This window comes from Pseudomonas sp. PGPPP1 (assembly GCF_002255865.1).
Taxonomy (GTDB): Bacteria; Pseudomonadota; Gammaproteobacteria; order Pseudomonadales; family Pseudomonadaceae; genus Aquipseudomonas; species Aquipseudomonas cremoris.
The window spans coordinates 120,297-142,633 of the sequence record NZ_NKIG01000003.1 but is presented as its reverse complement, the minus strand read 5'-3'; the positions used below and the strand labels follow the sequence as shown (position 1 = coordinate 142,633).

Genomic DNA, 22,337 nt, shown 5'->3' with positions numbered 1-22,337 from the left:
CCCGACCTGACCATCTCAAAAGAGGGTGCATCCAATGTCCCAAGAATACGACTACATCATTGTGGGTGCCGGCTCCGCCGGTAACACCCTGGCGACCCGTCTGACCGAAGACGAAGGCGTCACCGTTTTGCTGCTGGAAGCCGGTGGCCCCGACTACCGTTTCGACTTCCGCACTCAAATGCCAGCCGCCCTGGCCTTCCCACTGCAAGGCCGCCGCTACAACTGGGCCTACGAGACCGATCCAGAGCCACACATGGACGGCCGCCGTATGGAATGTGGTCGCGGCAAGGGCCTGGGTGGCTCTTCCCTGATCAACGGCATGTGCTACATCCGTGGCAACGCGATGGACTACGACGGCTGGGCAAAACTGCCAGGCCTGGAAGACTGGACCTACCTGGACTGCCTGCCGTATTTCCGCAAAGCCGAAACCCGCGACATCGGCCCGAACGATTGGCACGGTGGCGATGGCCCGGTCAGCGTGACCACGCCAAAAGCGGGCAACAACCCACTGTTCCACGCCATGGTTGAAGCCGGCGTGCAGGCCGGTTACCCGCGCACTGTCGACTTGAACGGCTACCAGCAAGAAGGTTTCGGCCCGATGGACCGTACCGTCACGCCTAAAGGCCGTCGCGCCAGCACCGCGCGCGGGTACCTGGACACCGCCAAGAAGCGCTCCACGCTAACCATCGTCACCCACGCCCTCAGCGACAAAGTGCTGTTTGAAGGCAAGCGCGCCGTGGGCGTGCGTTACCTGATCGGCGCGGCCGAAGAGCGCGTTGAAGCCCGTGCACGTAAAGAAGTGATCGTGTGCAGCGGCGCAATCGGTTCGCCGCAGTTGCTGCAACGCTCCGGCGTCGGCCCGGCCCCACTGCTGGAAAGCCTCGATATCCCGGTGGTCCACGACCTGCCCGGCGTCGGCGAAAACCTGCAGGACCACCTTGAGCTGTACCTGCAATACGCCTGCACCCAACCGGTGTCGTTGTACCCGTCGCTGCTCTGGTACAACCAGCCGGCCATTGGTGCCGAATGGCTGTTCAACGGCACCGGCATTGGCGCCAGCAACCAGTTCGAAGCGGGCGGTTTTATCCGTACCCGTGAAGAATTCGAATGGCCGAACATCCAGTACCACTTCTTGCCGGTCGCGATTAACTACAACGGCAGCAACGGTGTGAAAGAGCACGGTTTCCAAGCGCACATGGGCTCCATGCGCTCGCCGAGCCGTGGTCGCATCCAGCTCAAGTCGAAGAACCCAAGGGATTACCCGAGCATCCTCTTCAACTACATGGCCACCGAGCAAGACTGGCAGGAATTCCGCGACGGCATCCGCCTGACCCGTGAAATCATGCAGCAGCCGGCACTGGACCAATACCGTGGCCGTGAAATCAGCCCAGGTATTGAAGTGCAAACCGATGAGCAGCTGGACACGTTCATCCGCGAGCACGCCGAAACCGCGTTCCACCCGTCCTGCTCGTGCAAGATGGGCACCGACGACATGGCGGTCGTGGACGGCGAAGGCCGCGTGCATGGCATGCAAGGTCTGCGCGTTGTGGATGCGTCGATCATGCCGATCATCACCACCGGCAACCTGAACGCGCCAACGATCATGATCGCCGAGAAAATCGCCGACAAGATCCGTGGCCGCCAGCCACTGCCGCGCAGCACTGCCGACTACTACGTGGCAGGCGATGCGCCGGTGCGTGGCAAGCCGATGCGTGAAGTGGGTCCAACTGCACAGTAACTGATACACCGCGGTGCCCCTATCGCAGGCAAGCCAGCTCCCACAGTTGACCGAGTTCGTCTGAACAACTCGATCACCTGTGGGAGCCGGGCTTGCCCGCGATGAGGCCCGACCCGACACCACAAAACCACCCGCCTACACTTTCCTTGATCAGCTCCCAGCCCAGGCCTACTCTGTCCGCCTGCCCGCGACGAGCCGCCCACAAGGAAGGCCCCATGTTCGATCACCACGCCACACTCAAACAACACTTCGCAGCCCTGCGCACCCGCGCCGAGTTCTTCTCGCTGCGTTACGTGCGCGAATCCGGCCAGTACCTGGCCGTGCGCAAGAACGTCGCCGAACCACCCCACCTGAACCACGACGAAGGCGCCATGCTCACCGTGCGTCTCAACGGTGTGGAAACCTACGCCGCGACCAACGACATTTCCCTGGCCGGCCTGCAAGCCGCCCTTGAGCGTGCCGAGCAGCAAGCTCGATTGATCAAGCCCCATGCCCTGCTGGACCTGCGCGACCAATACGTGTCCAGCGATGTGGCCGACTACCTGTCGCCTGAACTCGATCAGCCCTTCCCGTCCCTGAGCGACTGCTACCAATTGCTCGGCAGCGAGTCGGCCGCAGTGCCCAAGGACGAGCGCCTGGTCAATTGGGAAGTCAGCCTCGGCCTGACCCACGTCGAACAGATCTACCTCAACAGTGCCGGCGCCGAATTGCGCCAGGCCCAGCGCTTTGTGTTCCCTGGCGTCAATGTCACCGCCTACGACGGCAATGACAGCCAGACCCGCACCCTCGGCGGCAGCAACTTTGGCCAGCAGGGCGGCGTTGATGTGATCAACCGCTTCGGCCTGGTGGGCGCCGCGCCGCGCATCGCCGATGAAGCCCTGCAACTGCTGCTCGCGCCAAACACGCCTAACGGCCCGCGCGACCTGTTGTTGATGCCCGACCAGATGATCCTGCAGATCCATGAGTCCATCGGCCACCCGCTGGAGTTGGACCGCATCCTGGGTGACGAGCGCAACTACGCCGGCACCAGTTTCGTGAAGGCCAGCGACTTCGGTCACCTGCAATACGGCTCGCCGTTGCTCAACGTGACCTTCGACCCGGACATCCCCGAACAGCTCGCCAGCTACGGCCATGACGACGATGGCACCGCCGCCAGTAAGCAGTTCCTGATCCGCGAGGGGCTGTTGCTCAAGCCGCTGGGCGGTGCGCTGTCGCAATACCGTTCGGGCATGAGCGGCGTGGCCAACAGCCGCGCCAGCAGTTGGAACCGCGCGCCCATCGACCGCATGGCCAACCTGAATATCGAAGCCGGCGACAAGAGCCTGGCGCAGCTGATTGGCGGTATCGAAAGCGGCATCCTGATGTCGACCAACCGGTCGTGGTCCATCGACGATGCACGCAATAAATTCCAGTTCGGTTGCGAGTGGGGCCAATTGATTGAAAACGGCGAGCTGAAAGGCGTGGTGAAAAACCCCAACTACCGGGCGATTTCCGCGCAGTTCTGGCGCAACCTCAGCGCGGTCGGCGACGCCAGCACCTTCAAGGTATTGGGCACGCCGAACTGCGGCAAAGGCGAACCCAACCAGGTGATCCGCGTGGGCCATGCCTCGCCGGCCTGTGTGTTCAGCAACGTTGATGTGTTTGGGGGAGATGCCTGATGAACAATTTCAAGGCATTGGTTGAATGGCTCAAGCAGGCCGTCACCGACAGTGAACAATTCCACTTGGGCTATGCGGACGAGTCGTCCGAGTTTGTGCGCTTCAACCACGCCAAGGTGCGCCAGGCCGGCCAAGTGCAGCAGGCCAGCCTCAATCTGAAACTGATCAATGATGGCCGCCATGCCGACCTGGGCATCACCCTGGCCGGCGAACCGGAACTGGATCGCCAGCGTCTCGCCGACGGCCTGCAACAGTTGCGCGAAACTCTGCCATTGCTGCCGCAGGATCCTTATCTGCTGTTGAACCACAACGCCTGGCAAAGCAACAACGAACAGGCGCAGCCGTTGCCGGAACTGGCCCAGGTGCTGGAAGACATCAGCCAGGCCGCAGACGGTGTGGACCTGGTGGGTTTCTATGCCGCCGGCCCCATCAGCCGGGGTTTTGCCAGTTCATCAGGCGCCTTTGGCTGGCACCAGGCCAATAGCTTCAACTTCGATTTCAGCCTGTTCCATGCCAACGGCGAGGCGGTCAAGGCCAGCTATGCCGGGCACACCTGGGACAGTGTCGAATTTGCCGCACGCTTCCAGCAGGCCCGCGAGCAGTTGGCATTCCTCGGGCGTCCGCTGCACACACTGGCGCCCGGGCAATACCGGGCCTACCTCGCCCCGGCTGCGATGGAAGAAATCATCAGCATCATCACCTGGGGCGGTTTCTCCGCCCAGGCCATCGCCAGCAAAGGCAGCTCGCTGCAAAAACTGTATGCGGGCGAACAGTCCTTGAGCCCGCTGGTGACAGTGAACGAGCAGGTCAGCGGCTCCCTGAGTGAAGCGTTTTCCAGCGAAGGCTACCCACGCGGCGACGTCACGTTGATCAATGCGGGACGTGCCGAGGGCGAGTTGATCAACTCCCGCAGCGCTGCCGAATACGGCTTGAGCACCAACGGCGCCAGCAGCGACGAGTCGCCCAGTGCCCTGCAGATGGCGGCCGGCAGCCTGGCGCAAGCCGATATCCTCAAGCAGTTGGGCACCGGGTTGTATATCAGCAACCTGTGGTACCTGAACTACTCCGACCTGCCTGCGGCGCGCCTCACCGGCATGACACGCTTTGCCACGTTCTGGGTGGAAGACGGTGAAATCAAGGCGCCGGTGAGTACCATGCGCTTTGATGACAGTGTGTACAGCCTGCTGGGATCGCAGTTGGAAGCGCTGACGGCGGAGCGGGAATTGTTGTTGTCGGCCAGTACGTATGGGCAGCGCAATACGTCGTCCAACCTGTTGCCAGGGGCCTTGGTCAAACGCCTGACCCTGACGTTGTAAATGCAAAACCCCTGTGGGAGCAGGCTTGCTCGCTCCCACATTGTTTTGTGGTGTTTTCTGACTTCTCGTTAAACCCCATTCCTACCGCCAATTCCCATCTCCCGCCCGTTCCCTCGCCCTCAGTTGTCCCCCGCAAAAAACCTCGCTATAACGGTTAGTGGCATACCGCCACCCCACAGGAAGTGAGCGTTGACATGAACCAGGGAAGTTTCGTCATACAAAAGCTGTTCAAGCACTACAACGTTCACGTCGAGCAACTGGGCAACGATCCGCAAAAAGATACGGTGCTGATGGTCAACGGCGCGCTGTCCACCACCCGCTCCTTCGCCCGTACCAGCAAGTGCCTGGCCGAGCATTTCAATGTGCTGTTGTTCGACCTGCCCTTCTCGGGCTACTCCCGTGAGCACAACACCGACCTCGACCTGGTGACCAAGGACGACGAGGTGCAGATCCTGCGCGCGCTGGTGGAGCGCTTTGAGGTCAACCATCTGGTGTCGGCTTCCTGGGGCGGCATCTCCACGCTGCTGACCCTGGCCCACAACCCACCGTCGATCAAAAGTTCAGTGGTGATGGCGCTGGCACCGAGCCTCAACCAGGCCATGCTCGATTATGTGGAACGCGTGCGCGTGCTGATCGAGGCCGATGACAAGTCCGCCGTCGGCCATTTGCTCAATGACACGGTGGGCAAATTCCTGTCGGCACCGCTCAAGCGTAATAACCATCGCCACCTGTCGACCATGGCCACCACCGAATACCGCCAGGCGCGCTTTCATATCCATCAGGTGCTGGCCCTTGGCGATGGCAATTACCTGCCGGCGCTCCGGCAGATCGAAACACCGGTGCATTTTCTCAACGGTGCACTGGACGAATACACCCCCGCCGCCGACGCCGAGTTGTTCAAGCAATATGTGGGGCGCAGCAGCTTTGCAGTGGCCGAGCACACCGGCCACTTGCTCGACCTCGAATCTTCCGAGGCCGCCGTGGCGGTGCACCGCGCCTTGCTGGATTTCCTGGTGGGAAAAGGCGCGACGGATGGCGCATAATCGCCGACACATAGCCTGCTAACAAAAAGGGTTTTCTATGCCGAATCGCGTCCCGCTCGATGCCAAGACCGCCCGCTGGCTCCCCTGGGTGGTCGCGATTGCCTTCTTCATGCAGTCGCTCGATGGGACGATTCTGAACACGGCACTGCCGGCCATGGCCCGGGACCTCGCCGAAAACCCATTGCGCATGCAAGGCGTGGTGATCGCCTACATGCTCACCGTCGCCTTGCTCATTCCGGCATCGGGCTGGGTGGCCGACCGCTTCGGCACTAAACGAATCTTCTTTGGCGCAATCATGCTGTTCAGCATCGGCTCGTTGCTGTGTGCGCTGTCCAGCAGCTTGACCATGCTGGTGGGCGCACGGGTGATCCAGGGCCTGGGCGGCGCATTGATGCTGCCGGTCGGCAGGCTCGTGGTACTGCGCGCGTATCCCCGCTCCGAACTGGTGCGGATCATGGGCTTCATTACCATCCCCGGCCTGCTCGGCCCATTGCTCGGCCCGACCATGGGCGGCTGGATGGTGCAATACCTGACCTGGCACTGGATCTTCCTGATCAACCTGCCGGTGGGCATGATCGGCTGCTACGCCGTGTGGAAATTCATCCCCGACCTGCGCGGCAGCGAGCGCACCCGCTTTGATAGCGTGGGGTTCTTGCTATTTGGCGCGGCGATGGTGCTGATCACCATCGCCATGGAAGGCCTGGGCGAACTGCACCTGCCGCACCTGCGGGTGATGTTGCTGCTGTTCGGCGGGCTGGCGTGCCTGGCGGCGTATTGGCTGCGCGCCGGGCATATCGATAACCCGCTGTTTTCGCCGGTGCTGTTCAAGACCCGCACCTTTGCCGTGGGCATCCTTGGCAACCTGTTTGCGCGCCTGGGCAGCGGCGCGTTGCCGTTCCTGGTGCCGCTGCTGTTGCAGGTGGCGCTGGGTTATTCGCCGTCGGAAGCCGGGATGAGCATGCTGCCGCTGGCGGCGGCGGCGATGTTTGCCAAGTCCATCGCGCGCCCATTGATCGAGCGTTTGGGCTACCGCATCGTGCTGACCGGCAACACCCTGGCACTGGGCATCATGCTGGCGAGCATGGGCCTGGTCAGCGAACACACGCCTTACCCACTGTTGCTGGGCATGCTGGCGATATTGGGAGCAATCAACTCCCTGCAATTCACCGCAATGAACACCGTCACCCTGATCGACCTGGACGACGCCCAGGCCAGCAGCGGCAACAGTTTGCTGTCGGTGGTGGCGCAATTGTCCCTGAGCCTTGGGGTGGCTTGCGCCGGCGCGTTGCTCGGTGGATTCACCGCAGAAACCGGTAACGATGGCGTGGAAAGCGTGCTGGGCGCCTTCCAGCTGACCTTCCTGACCGTGGGCATCATGGCGATGCTGGCGGCGGCGATCTTCCTGCAATTGTCGCCAACCGACGGCAAACGGGTGATCAACCGCGAGCACGATATCGAGCATTAACAGGCTTCCCGTCTAGAACTTGCAGGGAAATTCCTGCGGGACTGGTACACTGCGCAACATTTTGTTTTGCAGAGCCAGTCCCGTGACTTCCATCGCCACCGCTTTTAATACTTTGCCCCTGTCCGCCGCCATGCTGGCTAACCTCGACTCGCTGGGTTATGTCGAGATGACGCAGATCCAGGCGCAAAGCTTGCCGGTGATCCTCAAGGGGCTGGACCTGATTGCCCAGGCCAAGACCGGCAGCGGCAAGACTGCCGCCTTCGGCATCGGCCTGTTGAACCCGATCAACCCGCGCTACTTCGGCTGCCAGGCCCTGGTGATGTGCCCGACCCGTGAGCTGGCCGACCAGGTCGCCAAGGAAATCCGTCGCCTGGCGCGCGCCGAAGACAACATCAAGGTGTTGACCCTGTGCGGCGGCGTGTCCCTCGGCCCGCAGATCGCCTCGCTGGAACACGGCGCCCACGTGATCGTCGGCACTCCGGGCCGTATCCAGCAGCACCTGCGCAAGGGCTCGCTGGTACTGGACGGCTTGAACACGCTGATCCTCGACGAAGCCGACCGCATGCTCGACATGGGCTTCTACGACGCCATCGAAGACATCATCAGCAAGACCCCTCCGCGCCGCCAAACCTTGCTGTTTTCGGCCACCTACCCGGTGAGCATCAAGCAGCTGGCTTCAAAATTCATGCGCGCACCGCAGCAAGTGAAGGCCGAAGCGTTCCACTCCGACGACCAGATCGAGCAGCGGTTCTTCGAGATCTCGCCGGAAGAACGCATGGACGCCGTCACCAAGGTGCTGGCGCACTTCCGCCCGGCGTCTTGCGTGGCGTTCTGCTTTACCAAGCAGCAAGTGCAGGAAACCGTGGATCACCTGACGTCCAAGGGCATCTCTGCCGTTGGCCTGCACGGCGACCTGGAACAGCGCGACCGCGACCAGGTGCTGGCGATGTTCGCCAACCGCAGTACGTCGGTGCTGGTAGCGACCGACGTGGCCGCCCGTGGTTTGGACATTGACTCGCTGGACATGGTGATCAACGTCGAACTGGCCCGCGATTCGGAAATTCACATCCACCGTGTGGGCCGTACGGGCCGTGCCGGCGAAACCGGCATCGCCATCAGCCTGGTTGCCCCGTCCGAAGCCCACCGCGCCCAAGCCATCGAGCAACTGCAGAAGTCGCCGTTGAACTGGGACCAACTGGACAACCTCAAGCCGCAAAGCGGTGGTCCGTTGCTGCCACAGATGAGCACCCTGTGCATCGCTGCTGGCCGTAAAGACAAAGTACGTCCGGGTGACATCCTCGGTGCACTGACCGGTGAAGCCGGGATCCCCGGGGCCCAGGTTGGCAAGATCGCGATCTTTGACTTCCAGGCGTTTGTGGCCGTTGAGCGTGGCATCGCCAAGCAGGCGTTGCAGCGTTTGAATGACGGCAAGATCAAGGGCCGTTCGTTGCGCGTGCGGATCCTGTAAGAACACTGCGTTCCAATTGAAGGAACCGAATCAATGTGGGAGCTGGCTTGCCTGCGATAGCGATGGTGAATTCACTGCCGCTATCGCAGGCAAGCCAGCTCCCACATTTGATTGCATTTCATATTAAGTTTTTGTGAGGACTTTGCTGTGCGCTCGACCGAAGTTGTGATCATTGGCGCCGGCGCCGCAGGCTTGATGTGCGCACTGACCGCCGCCGGGCGTGGGCGCAAGGTGATGTTGATCGACCATGCGAACAAGGCCGGCAAGAAGATCCTGATGTCCGGCGGTGGCCGCTGCAATTTCACCAACATGTACACCGAGCCGGCCAACTTCCTCTCGCACAACGCGCACTTCTGCAAGTCCGCCCTGGCCCGTTATACCCAGTGGGACTTTATCGGGCTGGTGGCCAAGCACGGCGTGCCGTACCACGAGAAGAAGCTCGGCCAGCTGTTCTGCGACAACAAGTCCAGTGACATCCTCGGCATGCTGCTCGACGAGTGCATCCAGGTTGGCGTGAGCATGCACTTGGACACCTCGATCCAAGAGATCGCCAAGGTCGACAGCGGCTACCAATTGCAAACCACCTTGGGCGAACTGCGCTGTGAATCCTTGGTGATCGCCACCGGCGGCCTGTCGATTCCAACACTGGGCGCCACCGGGTTTGGTTACCAGGTTGCCAAGCAATTCGGGCATGAACTGCTGCCGACCCGCGCCGGGCTGGTGCCGTTCACCATTACCGACCAGCTCAAGGAGTTGTGCGGCGAACTGTCTGGCACCTCAGTGGATTGCCTGGTCAGCTGCAACGACCAGAGCTTTCGCGAGAACATCCTGTTTACCCACCGTGGCCTCAGTGGCCCGGCGATTTTGCAGATCTCGTCGTATTGGGAGCCCGGCGACACGGTGGAGATCAACCTGCTGCCCGACCATGACGCGCACACCTGGTTGCAACAGCAACAGGCCGAGCGTCCCAACAGCGAGCTGAAAACCCTGCTGGGCGAGATCTTCACCAAAAAGATGGCCAACCTGCTGGCCGAGACCTGGTTTGTGTCCAAGCCGATGAAGCAGTACACCCATGCAGAAATTGCCGATATCGCGCAAAAACTCGGCAGCTGGCAGTTGGTGCCGGCGGGCACTGAGGGCTACCGCACGGCCGAGGTGACGCTGGGTGGGGTGGACACGCGCGAGGTGTCGTCCAAGACCATGGAGTCACTGAAAAGCCCAGGGTTGTACTTTATCGGCGAAGTGTTGGATGTGACCGGTCACCTGGGCGGGTTCAACTTCCAGTGGGCGTGGGCGTCGGGCTACGCCGCGGCGCAATACGCCTGACTGAGGAATGTACTCGGTCAAACTGTGGGAGCTGGCTTGCCTGCGATAGCAATGGTGAATTCACCGCCGCTATCGCAGGCAAGCCAGCTCCCACATTGGTTTTGTGGTGCGCTTGGGAATAATTTGCCAGCAGATGTGATCACCACCCTTGCCGTGACGTCACTGATGGCTCAATTTAGCGGCATCGTCCCGGAAGACTCCAGACTTCATGTCATCGACCTCGTTCAAGCAGTCCATGCGGCGCCTGTGGGCGCTGGATAAATTCAGTTACAGCGTTCGGGTATTCATCGCCCTCACCGGCAGCATGGCGCTGTGCTGGTATCAAGATGAAATGACCCTGCTGATCCCGCTGTTCCTGGGGATTATCGCCAGTGCCCTGGCCGAGACCGATGACAGTTGGCAAGGCCGCCTTAATGCGCTCGCCGTGACGCTGGTGTGTTTCAGCATCGCCGCGCTGTCGGTGGAGCTGCTGTTCCCTTATCCGTGGATCTTCGCGATTGCCCTGGCCTTGGCCACGTTCGGCCTGACCATGCTCGGCGCCCTCGGCGAACGCTATGGCGCGATTGCGTCGGCGACGCTGATTCTGTCGGTGTACACCATGATCGGCGTGGACCAGCGCGGCGGTGCGGTCTCGGATTTCTGGCATGAGCCCCTGCTGCTGGTGGCCGGCGCCGCCTGGTATGGCGCGCTTTCCGTGCTGTGGCAGGCGCTGTTTTCCAACCAGCCGGTGCAACAAAGCCTGGCGCGGCTGTTCCGGGAACTGGGGCGTTACCTCAAGCTCAAGTCGTCATTGTTCGAACCGATCCGCCAACTGGATGTGGAAGCCCGCCGCCTGGAACTGGCCCAGCAAAATGGCCGTGTGGTGGCCGCGCTGAACGCCGCGAAGGAAATCATTCTGCACCGCGTGGGCAACGGTCGACCGGGGTCGAAGGTCAGTCGCTACCTCAAGCTGTACTTTCTCGCCCAAGACATCCACGAACGCGCCAGCTCCTCCCACTACCCTTACAACGCGCTGGCTGAAGCGTTCTTCCACAGCGACGTGCTGTTCCGCTGCCAACGCCTGCTGCGCCAGCAGGGCAAGGCCTGCCAGACCCTGGCCGAGTCGATCCAGCTGCGCCAGCCGTTCATCTACGACGACAGCTTCGCGGAGGCCTTGGGCGACCTTAACGCCTCTCTCGAACACCTGCGCATTCAAAGCAACCCGGCCTGGCGCGGCCTGCTGCGTTCGCTGCGTGCCCTGGCGGCCAACCTGTCCACCCTGGACCGCCTGCTCAGCGACGCCAGCAACCCCGACTCACTGGCCGATGCCGCCGACAGCAACCTGTTGGATCGCGCCCCGCGCAATCTGAAGGAGATGTGGACGCGCCTGCGCACCCAGATGACGCCGACCTCCTTGCTGTTCCGTCATGCCTTGCGCCTGTCCCTGGCACTGACCGTCGGCTACGGCATGCTGCATGCGATCCATGCGTCCCAGGGTTATTGGATCATTCTTACCACGCTGTTCGTGTGCCAGCCCAACTATGGCGCCACGCGGCGCAAGCTCGGCCAGCGGATCATCGGCACGGCCATCGGCCTTACGGTGGCTTGGGCGCTGTTCGACCTGTTCCCAAGCCCGCTGGTGCAATCGATGTTCGCCATCGCCGCGGGCCTGGTGTTCTTTATCAACCGCACCACCCGCTACACCCTGGCCACAGCGGCAATCACGTTGATGGTGCTGTTCTGCTTCAACCAGGTGGGCGACGGCTACGGGCTGTTCCTGCCGCGCCTGTTCGATACCTTGCTCGGCAGCCTGATCGCCGGCCTGGCGGTGTTCCTGTTCCTGCCGGACTGGCAAGGTCGACGCCTGAACAAAGTGCTGGCCAACACCCTGACCTGCAACAGCATCTACTTGCGCCAAATCATGCAGCAATACGCCGCCGGCAAGAGCGACGACTTGGCCTATCGACTGGCCCGACGCAACGCGCACAACGCCGATGCCGCGCTGTCGACCACCCTGGCGAATATGCTGATGGAACCGGGGCACTTCCGTAAGGAGGCCGATGTGGGCTTCCGCTTTCTGGTGTTGTCGCACACGTTGCTCAGTTACTTGTCGGGGCTCGGCGCGCACCGTGAGACCCAGTTGCCGGCCGAAGTGCGCGAGCATTTGATCGAGGGGGCCGGCAATACGCTGGCGGCGAGCATCGATGAAATCGCCACCGGGTTGGCCAACAAGCAGCCGATTGCGATCCAGAGTGATGCCGAGGAAGCGCTGGCGGCGGACCTGGAGCAGATGCCGGACGAGATCGATGAGGGGCAACGGTTGGTGCAGACACAGTTGGCGTTGATTTGCCGGCAGTTGGGGCCGTTGCGGACGTTGGCTGCGCACCTGATCAAGGAAACTGGCGAGGCTTAGATCGCTATCGCAGGCAAGCCAGCTCCCACAGTTTTGATTTGTGAACACAGTCAAATGTGGGAGCGGGCTTGCTCGCGAAGAGGCCCTTCCAGACGCTACATCCCATGCTGCCTCATCAACCGCGCATAACTGCCATCGACCTTCATCTTGGCAATTTCCCGGTCAAAACCTGCAACGATCTGCTCATGCTCGGGGTTCTTCAGGCTCACCAGGATATGCAGGCTGTTTTCACTCAACGGCTTGGGTAAAAACTCCACCGCATTGCGCACCCGCGCCGATTCGCGCGACAGGTAGTAGCGCGCCACGTACTCGTCCTCTACCGTCAGCCGCACCCGCTGCGCCGCCAACATGCGTACGGCCATGGCAAAGTTGTGCACCGGGACTTTCTGTAGCTGTGCATCCGAATCGAACGCCGCCGAATAGGCGTAACCACGCACCACTGCAATGGGGTAGCCGTGCAGTTGCTCCAGGTTCTGGAAGTCGATGCTGTCGTCGCGACGCTTCATGAAGCGCACACGGTTGAGCAAGTATTCGCCGGAGAACTGCCCCAGCTGCGTGCGGGCATCGTCGTACCAGGCGTTGACCAGCACGTCATAACGCCCATCACCCACGCCCATCAACGCCCTCGCCCAAGGCACCTGTTCAAAATCACTGGCATAGCCCGCACGCGCCAGGGCCGTACTGACGATATCGGTCGCCAAGCCACCATTGATCAACGTGGCATCGGTAAACGGTGGCCACGCATCCGCCACCAGGCGCAAGCGCTGGGCGAACACTGGCTGGGAAAACAGCAACACTCCAATCAAAGCAACGGCACGAGAAAATCGCGGCATGCTTACGGTCCTTGGCGGGCACTGAGGATCTAACAGTAGTTGAAGATTACACAAAGAAACGCAGGGCGAACGCATTCAATGATGGCAAATTGATTTCACTCACAAAAATAGCCGATTTAGACACAAACCGCTGCCGCGCTTACTATCCGAAGCAGACATTAATAAGAGAACTCACCATGACAGTCGAATGGGTCTGCAAACATCACACTGACCTCGGCAAGGAGCAGCTGTACGCCATCCTGCGCCTGCGGGGCGAAGTGTTCGTCGTTGAGCAGAAATGTGTGTATCAGGACATCGACGGGCAGGACCTGGACGGCGACACCCACCACCTGATGGCCTGGCAGGATGACCAGCTGGTGGCTTACCTGCGCCTGCTGGACCCGGAGTTCCAGGGCGGTGATGTGGTGATCGGCCGCGTGATCGTGGCACCCGTGGCGCGAGGCACTGGCCTTGGGCACCAGATGATGGAAGAGACCCTTCGGCAGATTGAGGAAATCTGGCCTGAAACCCCGATTTTCCTGTCGGCCCAAGCGCATTTGCAGGGGTATTACGGGCGGTATGGGTTTGTGGTGGCGGGGGAGGAATACCTTGAGGATGATATTCCGCACATAGGTATGCGCCGGGTCTGAGGGCCTCTTCGCAGGCAAGCCAGCTCCCACACTGACTGCATTCGCATAGCTAGACTTGTGAACACAGTCAGTGTGGGAGCTGGCTTGCCTGCGATGGCATTAGACCAACCCACACAGGTCTCAGGGATACCCCAACACCTGCTTCACCGAAGCCAGGTTAGCCTCGATCCACCCCCGGTCAATCGCCCCCCAACTGCGAATCCGATAGTGCCCCGCATGATTGCGCGCACCGTCTTCCTGTTCAAACTCACACACGATATCCAAGTCCGCCAACGCGGCAATCGTGTCCTGCGCCGTACGCCGGGGCATGCCGGTGGCGTCGGTCAGCGCCGGTACATTGCTGGCCTGCCCGCTGTCGATCAAATACGCCACATACAGGCGACGGTAGAAACTGCTTTTGGTCTTGCTCACTTCCATGGTCAATCGCCTTGTGCGGTCAGGGCTTGCCCTGCAGGTCGCGATACGTGAGGTACACCCGCAGGTCGAATTCCACCTGATGGTAGCCCGGCATCATGTATTCACAGAGTTTGTAGAACGCCTTGTTGTGGTCCGATTCCTTGAAGTGCGCCAGTTCGTGTACCACGATCATGCGCAGAAACTCCGGCGCCGCTTCCTTGAACAACGCGGCGATGCGAATCTCTTTCTTGGACTTGAGGTTACCGCCCTGCACGCGGGAAATCGTGGTGTGCAGGCCCAGGGCGCGGTGGGTCAGGTCCAGCCGGTTGTCGAACAGCACCTTGTCGATGGCCGGGGCGTTGCGCAGGTGTTCCTGCTTCAAGGCCAAGGCGTAGGCGTACAAGGCCTTGTCGCTCTGCACGGCGTGACGTTCGGGGTAACGTTGTTCCAGGTAGGCACCCAACTGGTCCTTGGCGATCAGTTGGCGCACTTGCTCTTGAAGGGCAGCGGGATAGGCCTGGAGGTATTTCAGTGCGGTCATGGGTTCTGCAACAGGGTTCGAATGGCCGCCAGTGTAGCGAATTCAACGTAACCGAGGGTGCGACCAGCCGGCGACTTCCTCGGCCATCAACGGTTGCGCCGCCCATGCCCCCTGGATAAACACGCAGCCATTGGCCTTGAGCCACTGGGCTTGCTCGTGGTTTTCCACACCCTCGGCCACCACCAACACATCAAAATGCCCACATAACTGGATAATGCTGCGGGCGAATGCGGCGTCCCGTGCCGAGCCCGGCAGGCGCGCAACCAATTGCGGGTCAAGCTTGAGGGTGTCGAATGCCAGGTCGCGCAGATGGGACAGGGAACAACTGCCCGAACCAAAGTCATCCAGGGCGATGCGTACCCCGATCTGGCGCAGCAGCTTGAGCTGCTTGGCGGACTCTTCCAGATTGCTCATCAAACTGTCTTCACTGATTTCCACTTCCAACTGCCGCCCTTGTAGCCCATGTCGGTCCAGTACCTGCTGCAGTTGGTTGGCCAGGTTGGGCATGTTGAACTGGTTGCTGCTCAGGCTCACGCTCAGCACCAGCTCATCATCGAACGTGGTTTGCCAGGCCTGGCGTTGCGCGCCGACCTGTTGGTAGATCCAGGCGCTCAACTGGCTGATCAGCCGCGCTTCTTCCAGCAACGGCAAAAACAATCCCGGCGGCACGTCGCCCACGCTGGGATGTTGCCAGCGCAACAGCGCCTCGACCCCGCGCAAACGACCGTCCTCCAGTGACACCTGAGGCTGATAGACCAGGCTGAAATCCTTGTTTTGAATCGCCGTGCGTACGCTGTCTTCCAGCATCAGCCGGGAACGGGCGCGGCCGTTCATTTCCTGGTCGTAATAGCGATACTGCTGACGCCCCGCGCGCTTTGCTTCGTACATGGCGATGTCAGCCGCGCGCAGCAGGCCATTCAAATCCGAGCCACAGTCAGGGAAGGTCGCAATACCGATGCTGACGCCGAGCATCACGTCCAGGCCATCGACCTGTTGGCAGATCGACACCCTTTCGATCAGTTTTTCCGCAATTTTCGCCGCTTGCTCCGGGAACTCCAGCTCCAGCAGCGCGGTGAACTCATCACCGCCCATGCGCCCAAGAATGTCGTAGGAGCGCAGGCAGCCCTGCAGTTGCTCCGACACCCAGCGCAGCACCCGGTCACCGGCGTCATGCCCCAGGGAGTCGTTGACCCGCTTGAAACCGTCAAGGTCCAGGTAGAGCAACACCAACGACTGATCGCCGCGCTCACCGCGCAGCAAACTGTTCTCGACCGCTTGATAGAAGCCGCGTCGGTTAAGCAGCCCGGTCAACGGGTCGGTAACCGCCTGGAACTCCAGTTGCTGGTGCAGGTGGCGCACCTCGGACATGTCCAGCACGGTGACGACCATGGCCCTCTGCTCGGCAGGCAATGGCGCACAGGACAAGGCCACCGGCACTTGCTGGCCACGGCCAGTGCGCAGGATCGCGTCGTGTAGGCGCCAGGTTTCTCCCTTGCGGTAACCGGCGTACATCTGCGACTCGGGCCAGGAGGGCACATGGGGTTTTTGTAGGAAGTTGAGGAAGTCCTGGCCCTGCAGCTCATCCATCGTGGCATTGAGCAGGCGCGAAATCGCCGGGTTGGCGTACTGGATCACGCCCTCCTGCCCCACCACCAGAATGCCTTCGGCGGCGTTGTCCAGCACCGAGGCATTGAAGGCGCGAGCGGACTCCAGGTCCAGGCTCAGGCGCTGCAAGGCCCGGCGATTGCGCTGGTGTTCCAGCAACGCCTGGACTTTGGGCTTGAGGATATGCGGGTCAAACGGTTTGAACAGGTAGTCGATCGCGCCGCTGGCATAGCCTTCGAGCACTGCGGCGGCGGATTGCGCATTGGCGCTGAGGAAGATGATCGGCGTCATCCGCGTGCGCTGGCTGCCGCGCATCAGGCGGGCTACTTCAAAGCCGTCCATGACGGGCATCTTGACGTCCAGCAGCACCAGGTCGACTTCATGCACCAACAACAGTTCAAGCGCTTCCAGGCCAGAGCTGGCGGTGATCACCTGCCAGTCTTCCCGCTGCAAAAGTGCGCGCATGCTGATGAGGTTTTCCGGATAGTCATCGACCACCAAAAGAACCGAACTGCTATCGCCGTGTTGTGGAGCGCATTCCATGCTACTTATCTTCCTTGGGAGCTACTCCGGTCAATTCTGACAGAAAACCCGGACAAACTCTGAGGCCTCACTCTAGCCTCGGTTCCGAAAAATCAGAAGTGAACTGGGTGTCATCATGACGCCAAAGTTCGGGAAGCCGACTAACGGTCAGTCGCTGGAGGCCCCGGTCCGTGGGAAACATGGCATTTTGGCATTCATTTGGCGCCAATAAATTGCCAGCAAATGTTTAACAAGCAAGCGAGCACCGCCTATAAAGAAGCTGTCTGGCCTGCGGGCCAAAGTCTTCACCCCCAGTAAAAGGCACCTGCCATGATCGACCTCTCCACCTGGAACCTAAGCATTCCTGTCGGCTCACCGCCGGCGACCATCGACACCCCGAAACTGCTTAGCGGCTTCAAGGACCAATATTTCCAGGCCGAAGGCAGCAACGTGCAATTCTGGACCCCCGTCACCGGCACTCGCACCGAAAACGCTATCTACCCCCGCAGCGAACTGCGCGAAACCTACGCCGATGGCCGCCTGCGCAACTGGACCTACCCCGATGCCAACAACTTCCTGCGCGCCACTTTGGCCGTCAACCAGGTGCCGTCCAGCGGCAAAATCGTTATCGGCCAGATTCACGCGTACGACAGTCAAAAACCGCTGATCAAGTTGGAATACCAATTCAAGGAGAAGACCCAGACCGGCAATATCGTTGCCAAGGTGCGCATGCGCCCGGACGAAGACGAAGGCCGCACGATCATCGTCGCCTCCAACGTGCCGCTGGAGAAGAGCTTCACCTATGTCATTAATCTCAATAAGGCCGGGCTGCTTAGCGTGTACGCGGCGGATGGCGAGTGGAACGAACGCATCGGTGCCGCGTGGGGGGCCAAGCCGCTGTACTTCAAGGCTGGCGCGTACGTGCAGGACAACAGCGGCAACAGCAAGGAAGGCGCGCGGGTGACGTTTGCCAAGCTGGATATTGACCACGACTGACCGCTGATTCGCTTCAGCCCCCTCTCCCACGACGCTTTAGGACAGAACCGCGACCAGGGTATCGACTTTCTTGTAGGACGATCCGAGTATGGCGCCGCGCTAGCGCACAGCCCTCGATAAGAAAAGTCATGGAGACTGCTCAAATGCCCTTCTCTCGTTCCCTGCTCGCCCTGTCCATGGGCCTGGTTCTGCTGCACAACCCAACCTTCGCCGCCCCGCCACTGTCGATGACCGACGGGGTGGCGCAAGTGCACACCCAGGACAGCAACGCCTGGGTCGAAATCAGCAAAGCTGCGTTCGAACACAACATCCGTACCCTGCAAGCCACCCTCGCCGACAAGTCGAAAATCTGCGCCGTCCTCAAGGCGGATGCCTACGGCCATGGCATCGGCTTGCTGATGCCTTCGATCATTCAACTGGGCGTGCCCTGTGTCGGCGTCGCCAGTAACGAAGAAATCCGCGTAGTGCGCGAAAGCGGCTTCAAAGGCCAACTGATCCGCGTACGCACCGCCGCCTTGAGTGAGCTGGAAGCCGCACTGCCATACAACGTCGAAGAACTGGTGGGCAACCTCGACTTCGCCGTACGCGCCAGCCTCATCGCCGAGCAGCACGGCCGCCCGCTGGTGGTGCACCTGGGCTTGAACTCCAGCGGCATGAGCCGTAACGGCGTGGAAATGACCACTGCACAAGGCCGTCGCGATGCCGTCGCCATCACCAAGGTGCCGAACCTGGAAGTGAAGGCGATCATGACCCACTTCGCCGTCGAAGACGCCGCCGATGTACGCGCCGGGCTCAAGGCCTTCAACGAACAGGCGCAATGGTTGATCAACGTCGCCCAACTGGACCGCAGCAAGATCACCCTGCACGCGGCCAATTCCTTCGCCACCCTGGAAGTGCCGGAAGCACGCCTGGACATGGTCCGCCCCGGCGGCCTGCTGTTTGGCGATACCGTGCCGACCTTTACCGAATACAAACGCGTGATGCAGTTCAAGTCCCACGTGGCCTCGGTGAACAGCTATCCAAAGGGCAACACGGTTGGCTACGACCGCACCTACACCCTGGCGCGGGACTCAAAGCTGGCGAACATCACCGTGGGTTACTCCGACGGCTATCGCCGCGCGTTCACCAACAAAGGCATCGTGCTGATCAACGGGCACCGCGTGCCGGTGGTGGGCAAGGTGTCGATGAACACGTTGATGGTGGACGTGACCGATGTGCCCACGGTGAAGAGTGGGGATGAGGTGGTGTTGTTTGGCAAGCAGGGGAAAGTGGAGACCACGCAGGCGGAAGTTGAGGACGTCAACGGGGCGCTGCTGGCGGATCTGTATACGGTATGGGGTAACTCGAATCCGAAAGTACTGGTGGATAAGTAATCGGCCACAAAAAAGCCCGCATCACTGCGGGCTTCTCTTGAACGCTTGAGGGCTTAGTTGACCTTAGCGTTCAACTCACCTTTCAGGTAACGCTGGTACATCGCTTCCAGCGAGATCGGCTTGATCTTCGAACCATTACCGGCAGTACCAAAGGCTTCGTAGCGAGCGATACACACATCACGCATCGCAGTCACAGTCGCGCCGAAGAACTTACGTGGGTCGAACTCGCTCGGGTTGGTGGCCATCAGGCGACGCATCGCACCGGTGGACGCCAGGCGCAGGTCGGTGTCGATGTTGACCTTGCGCACGCCGTGCTTGATGCCTTCGACGATTTCTTCAACCGGTACGCCGTAGGTTTCTTTGATGTCGCCGCCGTACTGGTTGATGATCGCCAGCCACTCTTGCGGGACCGAGGAAGAACCGTGCATCACCAGGTGGGTGTTCGGGATGCGTTTGTGGATTTCCTTGATGCGGTCGATAGCCAGCACGTCGCCGGTAGGCGGCTTGGTGAACTTGTAGGCGCCGTGGCTGGTGCCGATGGCGATGGCCAGGGCGTCAACTTGGGTCTTTTTCACGAAGTCAGCGGCTTCTTCCGGGTCGGTCAGCATCTGGCTGTGATCCAACACGCCTTCGGCACCGATGCCGTCTTCTTCGCCAGCCATGCCGGTTTCCAGCGACCCCAGGCAGCCCAGCTCGCCTTCAACCGATACACCGCAGGCGTGGGCCAGGGCGACGGTTTGTTGGGTAACGCGCACGTTGTATTCGTAGTCGGTTGGGGTCTTGCCGTCTTCGCCGAGGGAGCCGTCCATCATCACCGAGCTGAAACCCAGTTGGATGGAGCGCTGGCACACGTCAGGGCTGGTGCCGTGGTCCTGGTGCATGCACACCGGGATGTGCGGGAATTCTTCGATCGCGGCGAGGATCAGGTGACGCAGGAACGGTGCGCCAGCGTATTTGCGGGCACCGGCCGAAGCCTGGACGATCACGGGGGAGTCGGTCTTGTCAGCGGCTTCCATGATGGCGCGCATCTGCTCAAGGTTGTTGACGTTAAAGGCTGGGACGCCGTAGCCGTACTCGGCTGCGTGGTCCAGCATTTGACGCATGCTGATAAGTGCCATTGTGTTGTCTCTCCCGGTCGAGGGTCGTTAATCGTGCAAGCCTGCCGTAGCGGCGGCTGCTATTCAAGTTATTGCAGGTCAGGGTTTGCATGCCTGGCGTGCTGAATCGTTATTGCTGTCAGGCTTACTGAGCTTTGCAGCCGCGCCCAATCAAATCGTCGGTGGCAACCCAGTAAACCAGGCCTTCCTCACCTTTTGTGTGAAACGCCAATTGGTCGTTGGCGTACAGCACGCCCGAGGCGGCGACGTCTTGTTTGAGGCGGTAAACCTGATCCGAACCGCCGAGGCGTACATCCACCTCGGATTTGGCCTGGTTGGCAAAGCGCCAGTTGACCTCGGCCTTGCTGTCGCAGGTCCAGGTGGTCCACTTGTCCGCAGGCTCAGCCTTGCTACTGAACATGTTCATGCTGCTGCAACCGGCCAACAGGGCCAGTGATACCAGGGCGATAAGGCCTTTCATTGCCAATCCTCGTGTTGATCAGACCCGTCAAGGACAACCCTGTTCCTGACCGTTGGGCGCGGCGTCGTATTTCTCCAACCGCTCATTGCCGATGCGCTTGTTGATCACCGGCATGGTCTCGGCTTGCCAGTCGGCCTGGTAACAGCTTTTTTTCTGCGCGGCCCCCGGCGTTCCCGCCTCAGGCTTGGCGCTGGGCGTGCTACCGCAGCCGGCCAACAGGCCCGCTGCGATCACCAATGCCAACGACTTGATCATGGGAATGCTCCTTTTCCGGATCACGAACCTTAACCTTTGGCTCGGGTTTCCAGCACTTCTACAGCAGGCAAGACTTTGCCCTCGACGAATTCGAGGAACGCGCCGCCACCGGTAGAAATGTAGGAGATCTGATCGGCCACGCCATATTTATCGATGGCAGCCAAGGTGTCGCCACCGCCAGCAATCGAGAATGCCGAGCTTTCAGCAATGGCCTTGGCCAGCACTTTGGTGCCGTTGCCGAACTGGTCGAACTCGAACACGCCAACCGGACCGTTCCACAGGATGGTCTGGGAGGCTTTCAGCAGTTCGGCGAAGTTGGCAGCAGTTTGTGGGCCAATGTCCAAAATCATGTCGTCAGCAGCCACATCAGCGATCAGCTTGACGGTCGCCTCAGCGCTTTCAGCGAATTCCTTGGCGACCACCACGTCTACCGGCAACGGCACGCTGACCTTGGCGGCGATGGCACGGGCGGTGTCCAGCAGGTCTGGCTCGTACAGCGACTTGCCCACCGGGTGACCGGCAGCGGCCAGGAAGGTGTTGGCAATGCCACCGCCGACGATCAGTTGGTTGCAGATCTGGCTCAGGCTGTTGAGCACGTCCAGCTTGGTGGAGACCTTGGAGCCGGCAACGATGGCAGCCATCGGTTGGGCCGGCGCGCCCAGGGCCTTGCCCAGTGCATCCAGTTCGGCGGCCAACAGTGGGCCAGCGGCAGCGACCTTGGCGAACTTGGCCACGCCGTGGGTCGAACCTTCGGCGCGGTGGGCGGTGCCAAAGGCGTCCATCACGAACACGTCGCACAGCGCAGCGTATTGCTGGGCCAGTTCGTCGCTGTTCTTTTTCTCGCCCTTGTTGAAGCGCACGTTTTCGAACAGCACGATGTCGCCAGCCGCAACGGAGACGCCACCCAGGTAGTCAGCCACCAGCGGCACGTCGCGGCCCAGGGCCTTGCTGAGGTAGTCGGCTACAGGCTTGAGGCTGTTTTCGGCGGAGAACTCACCTTCGGTCGGACGACCCAGGTGGGAGCAGACCATCACGGCCGCGCCTTTTTCCAGGGCCAGCTTGATGGTCGGCAGCGAGGCCAGGATTCGCGCATCGCTGGTGACAACACCGTCCTTGACTGGGACGTTGAGGTCTTCGCGGATCAGTACGCGCTTACCTTGCAGATCGAGGTCGGTCATCTTCAACACGGTCATGGGTCGCAGT

At 60.9% G+C, this 22,337-nt stretch carries 19 protein-coding genes; 11 read left to right on the top strand and 8 right to left on the bottom strand.

Going from position 1 to position 22,337, the window contains the following annotated elements:
* The first annotated feature begins 34 nt into the window (after positions 1 to 34).
* The 8 genes from betA to yccS all read left to right on the top strand — a co-directional run bounded on the left by betA (position 35) and on the right by yccS (position 12,406).
* Positions 35 to 1,738: a choline dehydrogenase gene (gene betA / locus CFE47_RS07050; protein WP_286836071.1), complete on the top strand. Its 1,704-nt coding sequence runs from the start codon at positions 35 to 37 to the stop codon at positions 1,736 to 1,738.
* A gap of 215 nt (positions 1,739 to 1,953) precedes the next feature.
* Entirely contained in the window at positions 1,954 to 3,396 is a 1,443-nt protein-coding gene (locus CFE47_RS07045) for a TldD/PmbA family protein (protein WP_286836070.1), read from the top strand.
* Positions 3,396 to 4,712 carry a TldD/PmbA family protein gene (locus tag CFE47_RS07040; RefSeq protein WP_286836069.1) on the top strand — a complete coding sequence of 439 codons (1,317 nt, stop codon included), beginning with the start codon at positions 3,396 to 3,398 and terminating at the stop codon, positions 4,710 to 4,712. Before CFE47_RS07045 ends, CFE47_RS07040 begins: the two co-directional genes overlap by 1 nt.
* A 194-nt stretch (positions 4,713 to 4,906) precedes the next feature.
* The gene (locus tag CFE47_RS07035; RefSeq protein WP_286836068.1) at positions 4,907 to 5,755 is read left to right on the top strand and encodes an alpha/beta fold hydrolase; all 849 of its coding nucleotides are present in this window, start codon (positions 4,907 to 4,909) and stop codon (positions 5,753 to 5,755) included.
* A 37-nt stretch (positions 5,756 to 5,792) separates the two neighbouring features.
* A complete protein-coding gene (gene mdtD, locus CFE47_RS07030; RefSeq protein WP_286836067.1) occupies positions 5,793 to 7,220 on the top strand; it encodes a multidrug transporter subunit MdtD in 1,428 nt (475 codons plus the stop codon).
* Positions 7,221 to 7,350: 130 nt separating this feature from the next.
* Positions 7,351 to 8,688 carry an ATP-dependent RNA helicase DbpA gene (gene dbpA / locus CFE47_RS07025; RefSeq protein WP_233081520.1) on the top strand — a complete coding sequence of 446 codons (1,338 nt, stop codon included), beginning with the start codon at positions 7,351 to 7,353 and terminating at the stop codon, positions 8,686 to 8,688.
* Between the two features lie 147 nt (positions 8,689 to 8,835).
* Complete coding sequence (locus CFE47_RS07020) at positions 8,836 to 10,014, top strand: BaiN/RdsA family NAD(P)/FAD-dependent oxidoreductase (protein WP_286836066.1); 1,179 nt, start codon at positions 8,836 to 8,838, stop codon at positions 10,012 to 10,014.
* 208 nt (positions 10,015 to 10,222) lie between these two features.
* A complete protein-coding gene (yccS, locus tag CFE47_RS07015) occupies positions 10,223 to 12,406 on the top strand; it encodes a YccS family putative transporter (RefSeq protein ID WP_185709193.1) in 2,184 nt (727 codons plus the stop codon).
* Positions 12,407 to 12,501: 95 nt separating this feature from the next.
* Here the strand turns inward: yccS and CFE47_RS07010 are convergent, their stop codons facing one another.
* Entirely contained in the window at positions 12,502 to 13,239 is a 738-nt protein-coding gene (locus CFE47_RS07010) for a substrate-binding periplasmic protein (protein ID WP_286836065.1), read from the bottom strand.
* 176 nt (positions 13,240 to 13,415) lie between these two features.
* Between CFE47_RS07010 and CFE47_RS07005 the strand changes: the two genes are divergently transcribed.
* Positions 13,416 to 13,868, top strand: a complete 453-nt coding sequence (locus CFE47_RS07005) for a GNAT family N-acetyltransferase (RefSeq protein ID WP_286836064.1) — start codon at positions 13,416 to 13,418, stop codon at positions 13,866 to 13,868.
* Between the two features lie 120 nt (positions 13,869 to 13,988).
* On the opposite strand, the gene CFE47_RS07000 is transcribed toward CFE47_RS07005, so the two are convergent.
* Genes CFE47_RS07000 through CFE47_RS06990 form a run of 3 tightly spaced genes read right to left on the bottom strand, consistent with a single transcriptional unit; the run spans position 13,989 to position 16,953 of the window.
* A complete protein-coding gene (locus tag CFE47_RS07000; RefSeq protein ID WP_185709190.1) occupies positions 13,989 to 14,285 on the bottom strand; it encodes a winged helix-turn-helix domain-containing protein in 297 nt (98 codons plus the stop codon).
* A 19-nt stretch (positions 14,286 to 14,304) separates the two neighbouring features.
* On the bottom strand, positions 14,305 to 14,805 hold the full coding sequence (locus CFE47_RS06995; RefSeq protein WP_010207148.1) for a M48 metallopeptidase family protein: 501 nt from the start codon (positions 14,803 to 14,805) through the stop codon (positions 14,305 to 14,307).
* Between the two features lie 42 nt (positions 14,806 to 14,847).
* A complete protein-coding gene (locus CFE47_RS06990; RefSeq protein WP_286836063.1) occupies positions 14,848 to 16,953 on the bottom strand; it encodes a putative bifunctional diguanylate cyclase/phosphodiesterase in 2,106 nt (701 codons plus the stop codon).
* A 309-nt stretch (positions 16,954 to 17,262) separates the two neighbouring features.
* On the opposite strand from CFE47_RS06990, the gene CFE47_RS06985 reads away from it, so the two are divergent.
* Positions 17,263 to 17,928, top strand: coding sequence for a polysaccharide lyase family 7 protein (locus tag CFE47_RS06985; RefSeq protein WP_185709188.1), 666 nt, complete (start codon positions 17,263 to 17,265; stop codon positions 17,926 to 17,928).
* 143 nt (positions 17,929 to 18,071) lie between these two features.
* Complete coding sequence (gene alr / locus CFE47_RS06980; protein WP_286836062.1) at positions 18,072 to 19,301, top strand: alanine racemase; 1,230 nt, start codon at positions 18,072 to 18,074, stop codon at positions 19,299 to 19,301.
* Positions 19,302 to 19,354: 53 nt separating this feature from the next.
* On the opposite strand, the gene fba is transcribed toward alr, so the two are convergent.
* The 4 genes from fba to CFE47_RS06960 form a co-directional block, all read right to left on the bottom strand.
* Complete coding sequence (fba, locus tag CFE47_RS06975) at positions 19,355 to 20,419, bottom strand: class II fructose-bisphosphate aldolase (RefSeq protein ID WP_122488823.1); 1,065 nt, start codon at positions 20,417 to 20,419, stop codon at positions 19,355 to 19,357.
* Between the two features lie 124 nt (positions 20,420 to 20,543).
* Positions 20,544 to 20,879: an MliC family protein gene (locus tag CFE47_RS06970; RefSeq protein WP_286836061.1), complete on the bottom strand. Its 336-nt coding sequence runs from the start codon at positions 20,877 to 20,879 to the stop codon at positions 20,544 to 20,546.
* 27 nt (positions 20,880 to 20,906) lie between these two features.
* Entirely contained in the window at positions 20,907 to 21,134 is a 228-nt protein-coding gene (locus CFE47_RS06965) for a hypothetical protein (RefSeq protein WP_185709185.1), read from the bottom strand.
* Between the two features lie 29 nt (positions 21,135 to 21,163).
* On the bottom strand, positions 21,164 to 22,327 hold the full coding sequence (locus CFE47_RS06960; protein ID WP_286836060.1) for a phosphoglycerate kinase: 1,164 nt from the start codon (positions 22,325 to 22,327) through the stop codon (positions 21,164 to 21,166).
* Between the last annotated feature and the right edge of the window lie 10 nt (positions 22,328 to 22,337).

Bases quoted from the DNA above. Each gene is read 5' to 3' on its own strand.
- betA (WP_286836071.1), top strand. From the start codon at position 35: ATGTCCCAAGAATACGACTACATCATTGTGGGTGCCGGCTCCGCCGGT.
- CFE47_RS07045 (WP_286836070.1), top strand. From the start codon at position 1,954: ATGTTCGATCACCACGCCACACTCAAACAACACTTCGCAGCCCTGCGC.
- CFE47_RS07040 (WP_286836069.1), top strand. From the start codon at position 3,396: ATGAACAATTTCAAGGCATTGGTTGAATGGCTCAAGCAGGCCGTCACC.
- CFE47_RS07035 (WP_286836068.1), top strand. From the start codon at position 4,907: ATGAACCAGGGAAGTTTCGTCATACAAAAGCTGTTCAAGCACTACAAC.
- mdtD (WP_286836067.1), top strand. From the start codon at position 5,793: ATGCCGAATCGCGTCCCGCTCGATGCCAAGACCGCCCGCTGGCTCCCC.
- dbpA (WP_233081520.1), top strand. From the start codon at position 7,351: ATGCTGGCTAACCTCGACTCGCTGGGTTATGTCGAGATGACGCAGATC.
- yccS (WP_185709193.1), top strand. From the start codon at position 10,223: ATGTCATCGACCTCGTTCAAGCAGTCCATGCGGCGCCTGTGGGCGCTG.
- CFE47_RS07010 (WP_286836065.1), bottom strand. From the start codon at position 13,239: ATGCCGCGATTTTCTCGTGCCGTTGCTTTGATTGGAGTGTTGCTGTTT.
- CFE47_RS07005 (WP_286836064.1), top strand. From the start codon at position 13,416: ATGACAGTCGAATGGGTCTGCAAACATCACACTGACCTCGGCAAGGAG.
- CFE47_RS07000 (WP_185709190.1), bottom strand. From the start codon at position 14,285: ATGGAAGTGAGCAAGACCAAAAGCAGTTTCTACCGTCGCCTGTATGTG.
- CFE47_RS06995 (WP_010207148.1), bottom strand. From the start codon at position 14,805: ATGACCGCACTGAAATACCTCCAGGCCTATCCCGCTGCCCTTCAAGAG.
- CFE47_RS06990 (WP_286836063.1), bottom strand. From the start codon at position 16,953: ATGGAATGCGCTCCACAACACGGCGATAGCAGTTCGGTTCTTTTGGTG.
- CFE47_RS06985 (WP_185709188.1), top strand. From the start codon at position 17,263: ATGATCGACCTCTCCACCTGGAACCTAAGCATTCCTGTCGGCTCACCG.
- alr (WP_286836062.1), top strand. From the start codon at position 18,072: ATGCCCTTCTCTCGTTCCCTGCTCGCCCTGTCCATGGGCCTGGTTCTG.
- fba (WP_122488823.1), bottom strand. From the start codon at position 20,419: ATGGCACTTATCAGCATGCGTCAAATGCTGGACCACGCAGCCGAGTAC.
- CFE47_RS06970 (WP_286836061.1), bottom strand. From the start codon at position 20,879: ATGAAAGGCCTTATCGCCCTGGTATCACTGGCCCTGTTGGCCGGTTGC.
- CFE47_RS06965 (WP_185709185.1), bottom strand. From the start codon at position 21,134: ATGATCAAGTCGTTGGCATTGGTGATCGCAGCGGGCCTGTTGGCCGGC.
- CFE47_RS06960 (WP_286836060.1), bottom strand. From the start codon at position 22,327: ATGACCGTGTTGAAGATGACCGACCTCGATCTGCAAGGTAAGCGCGTA.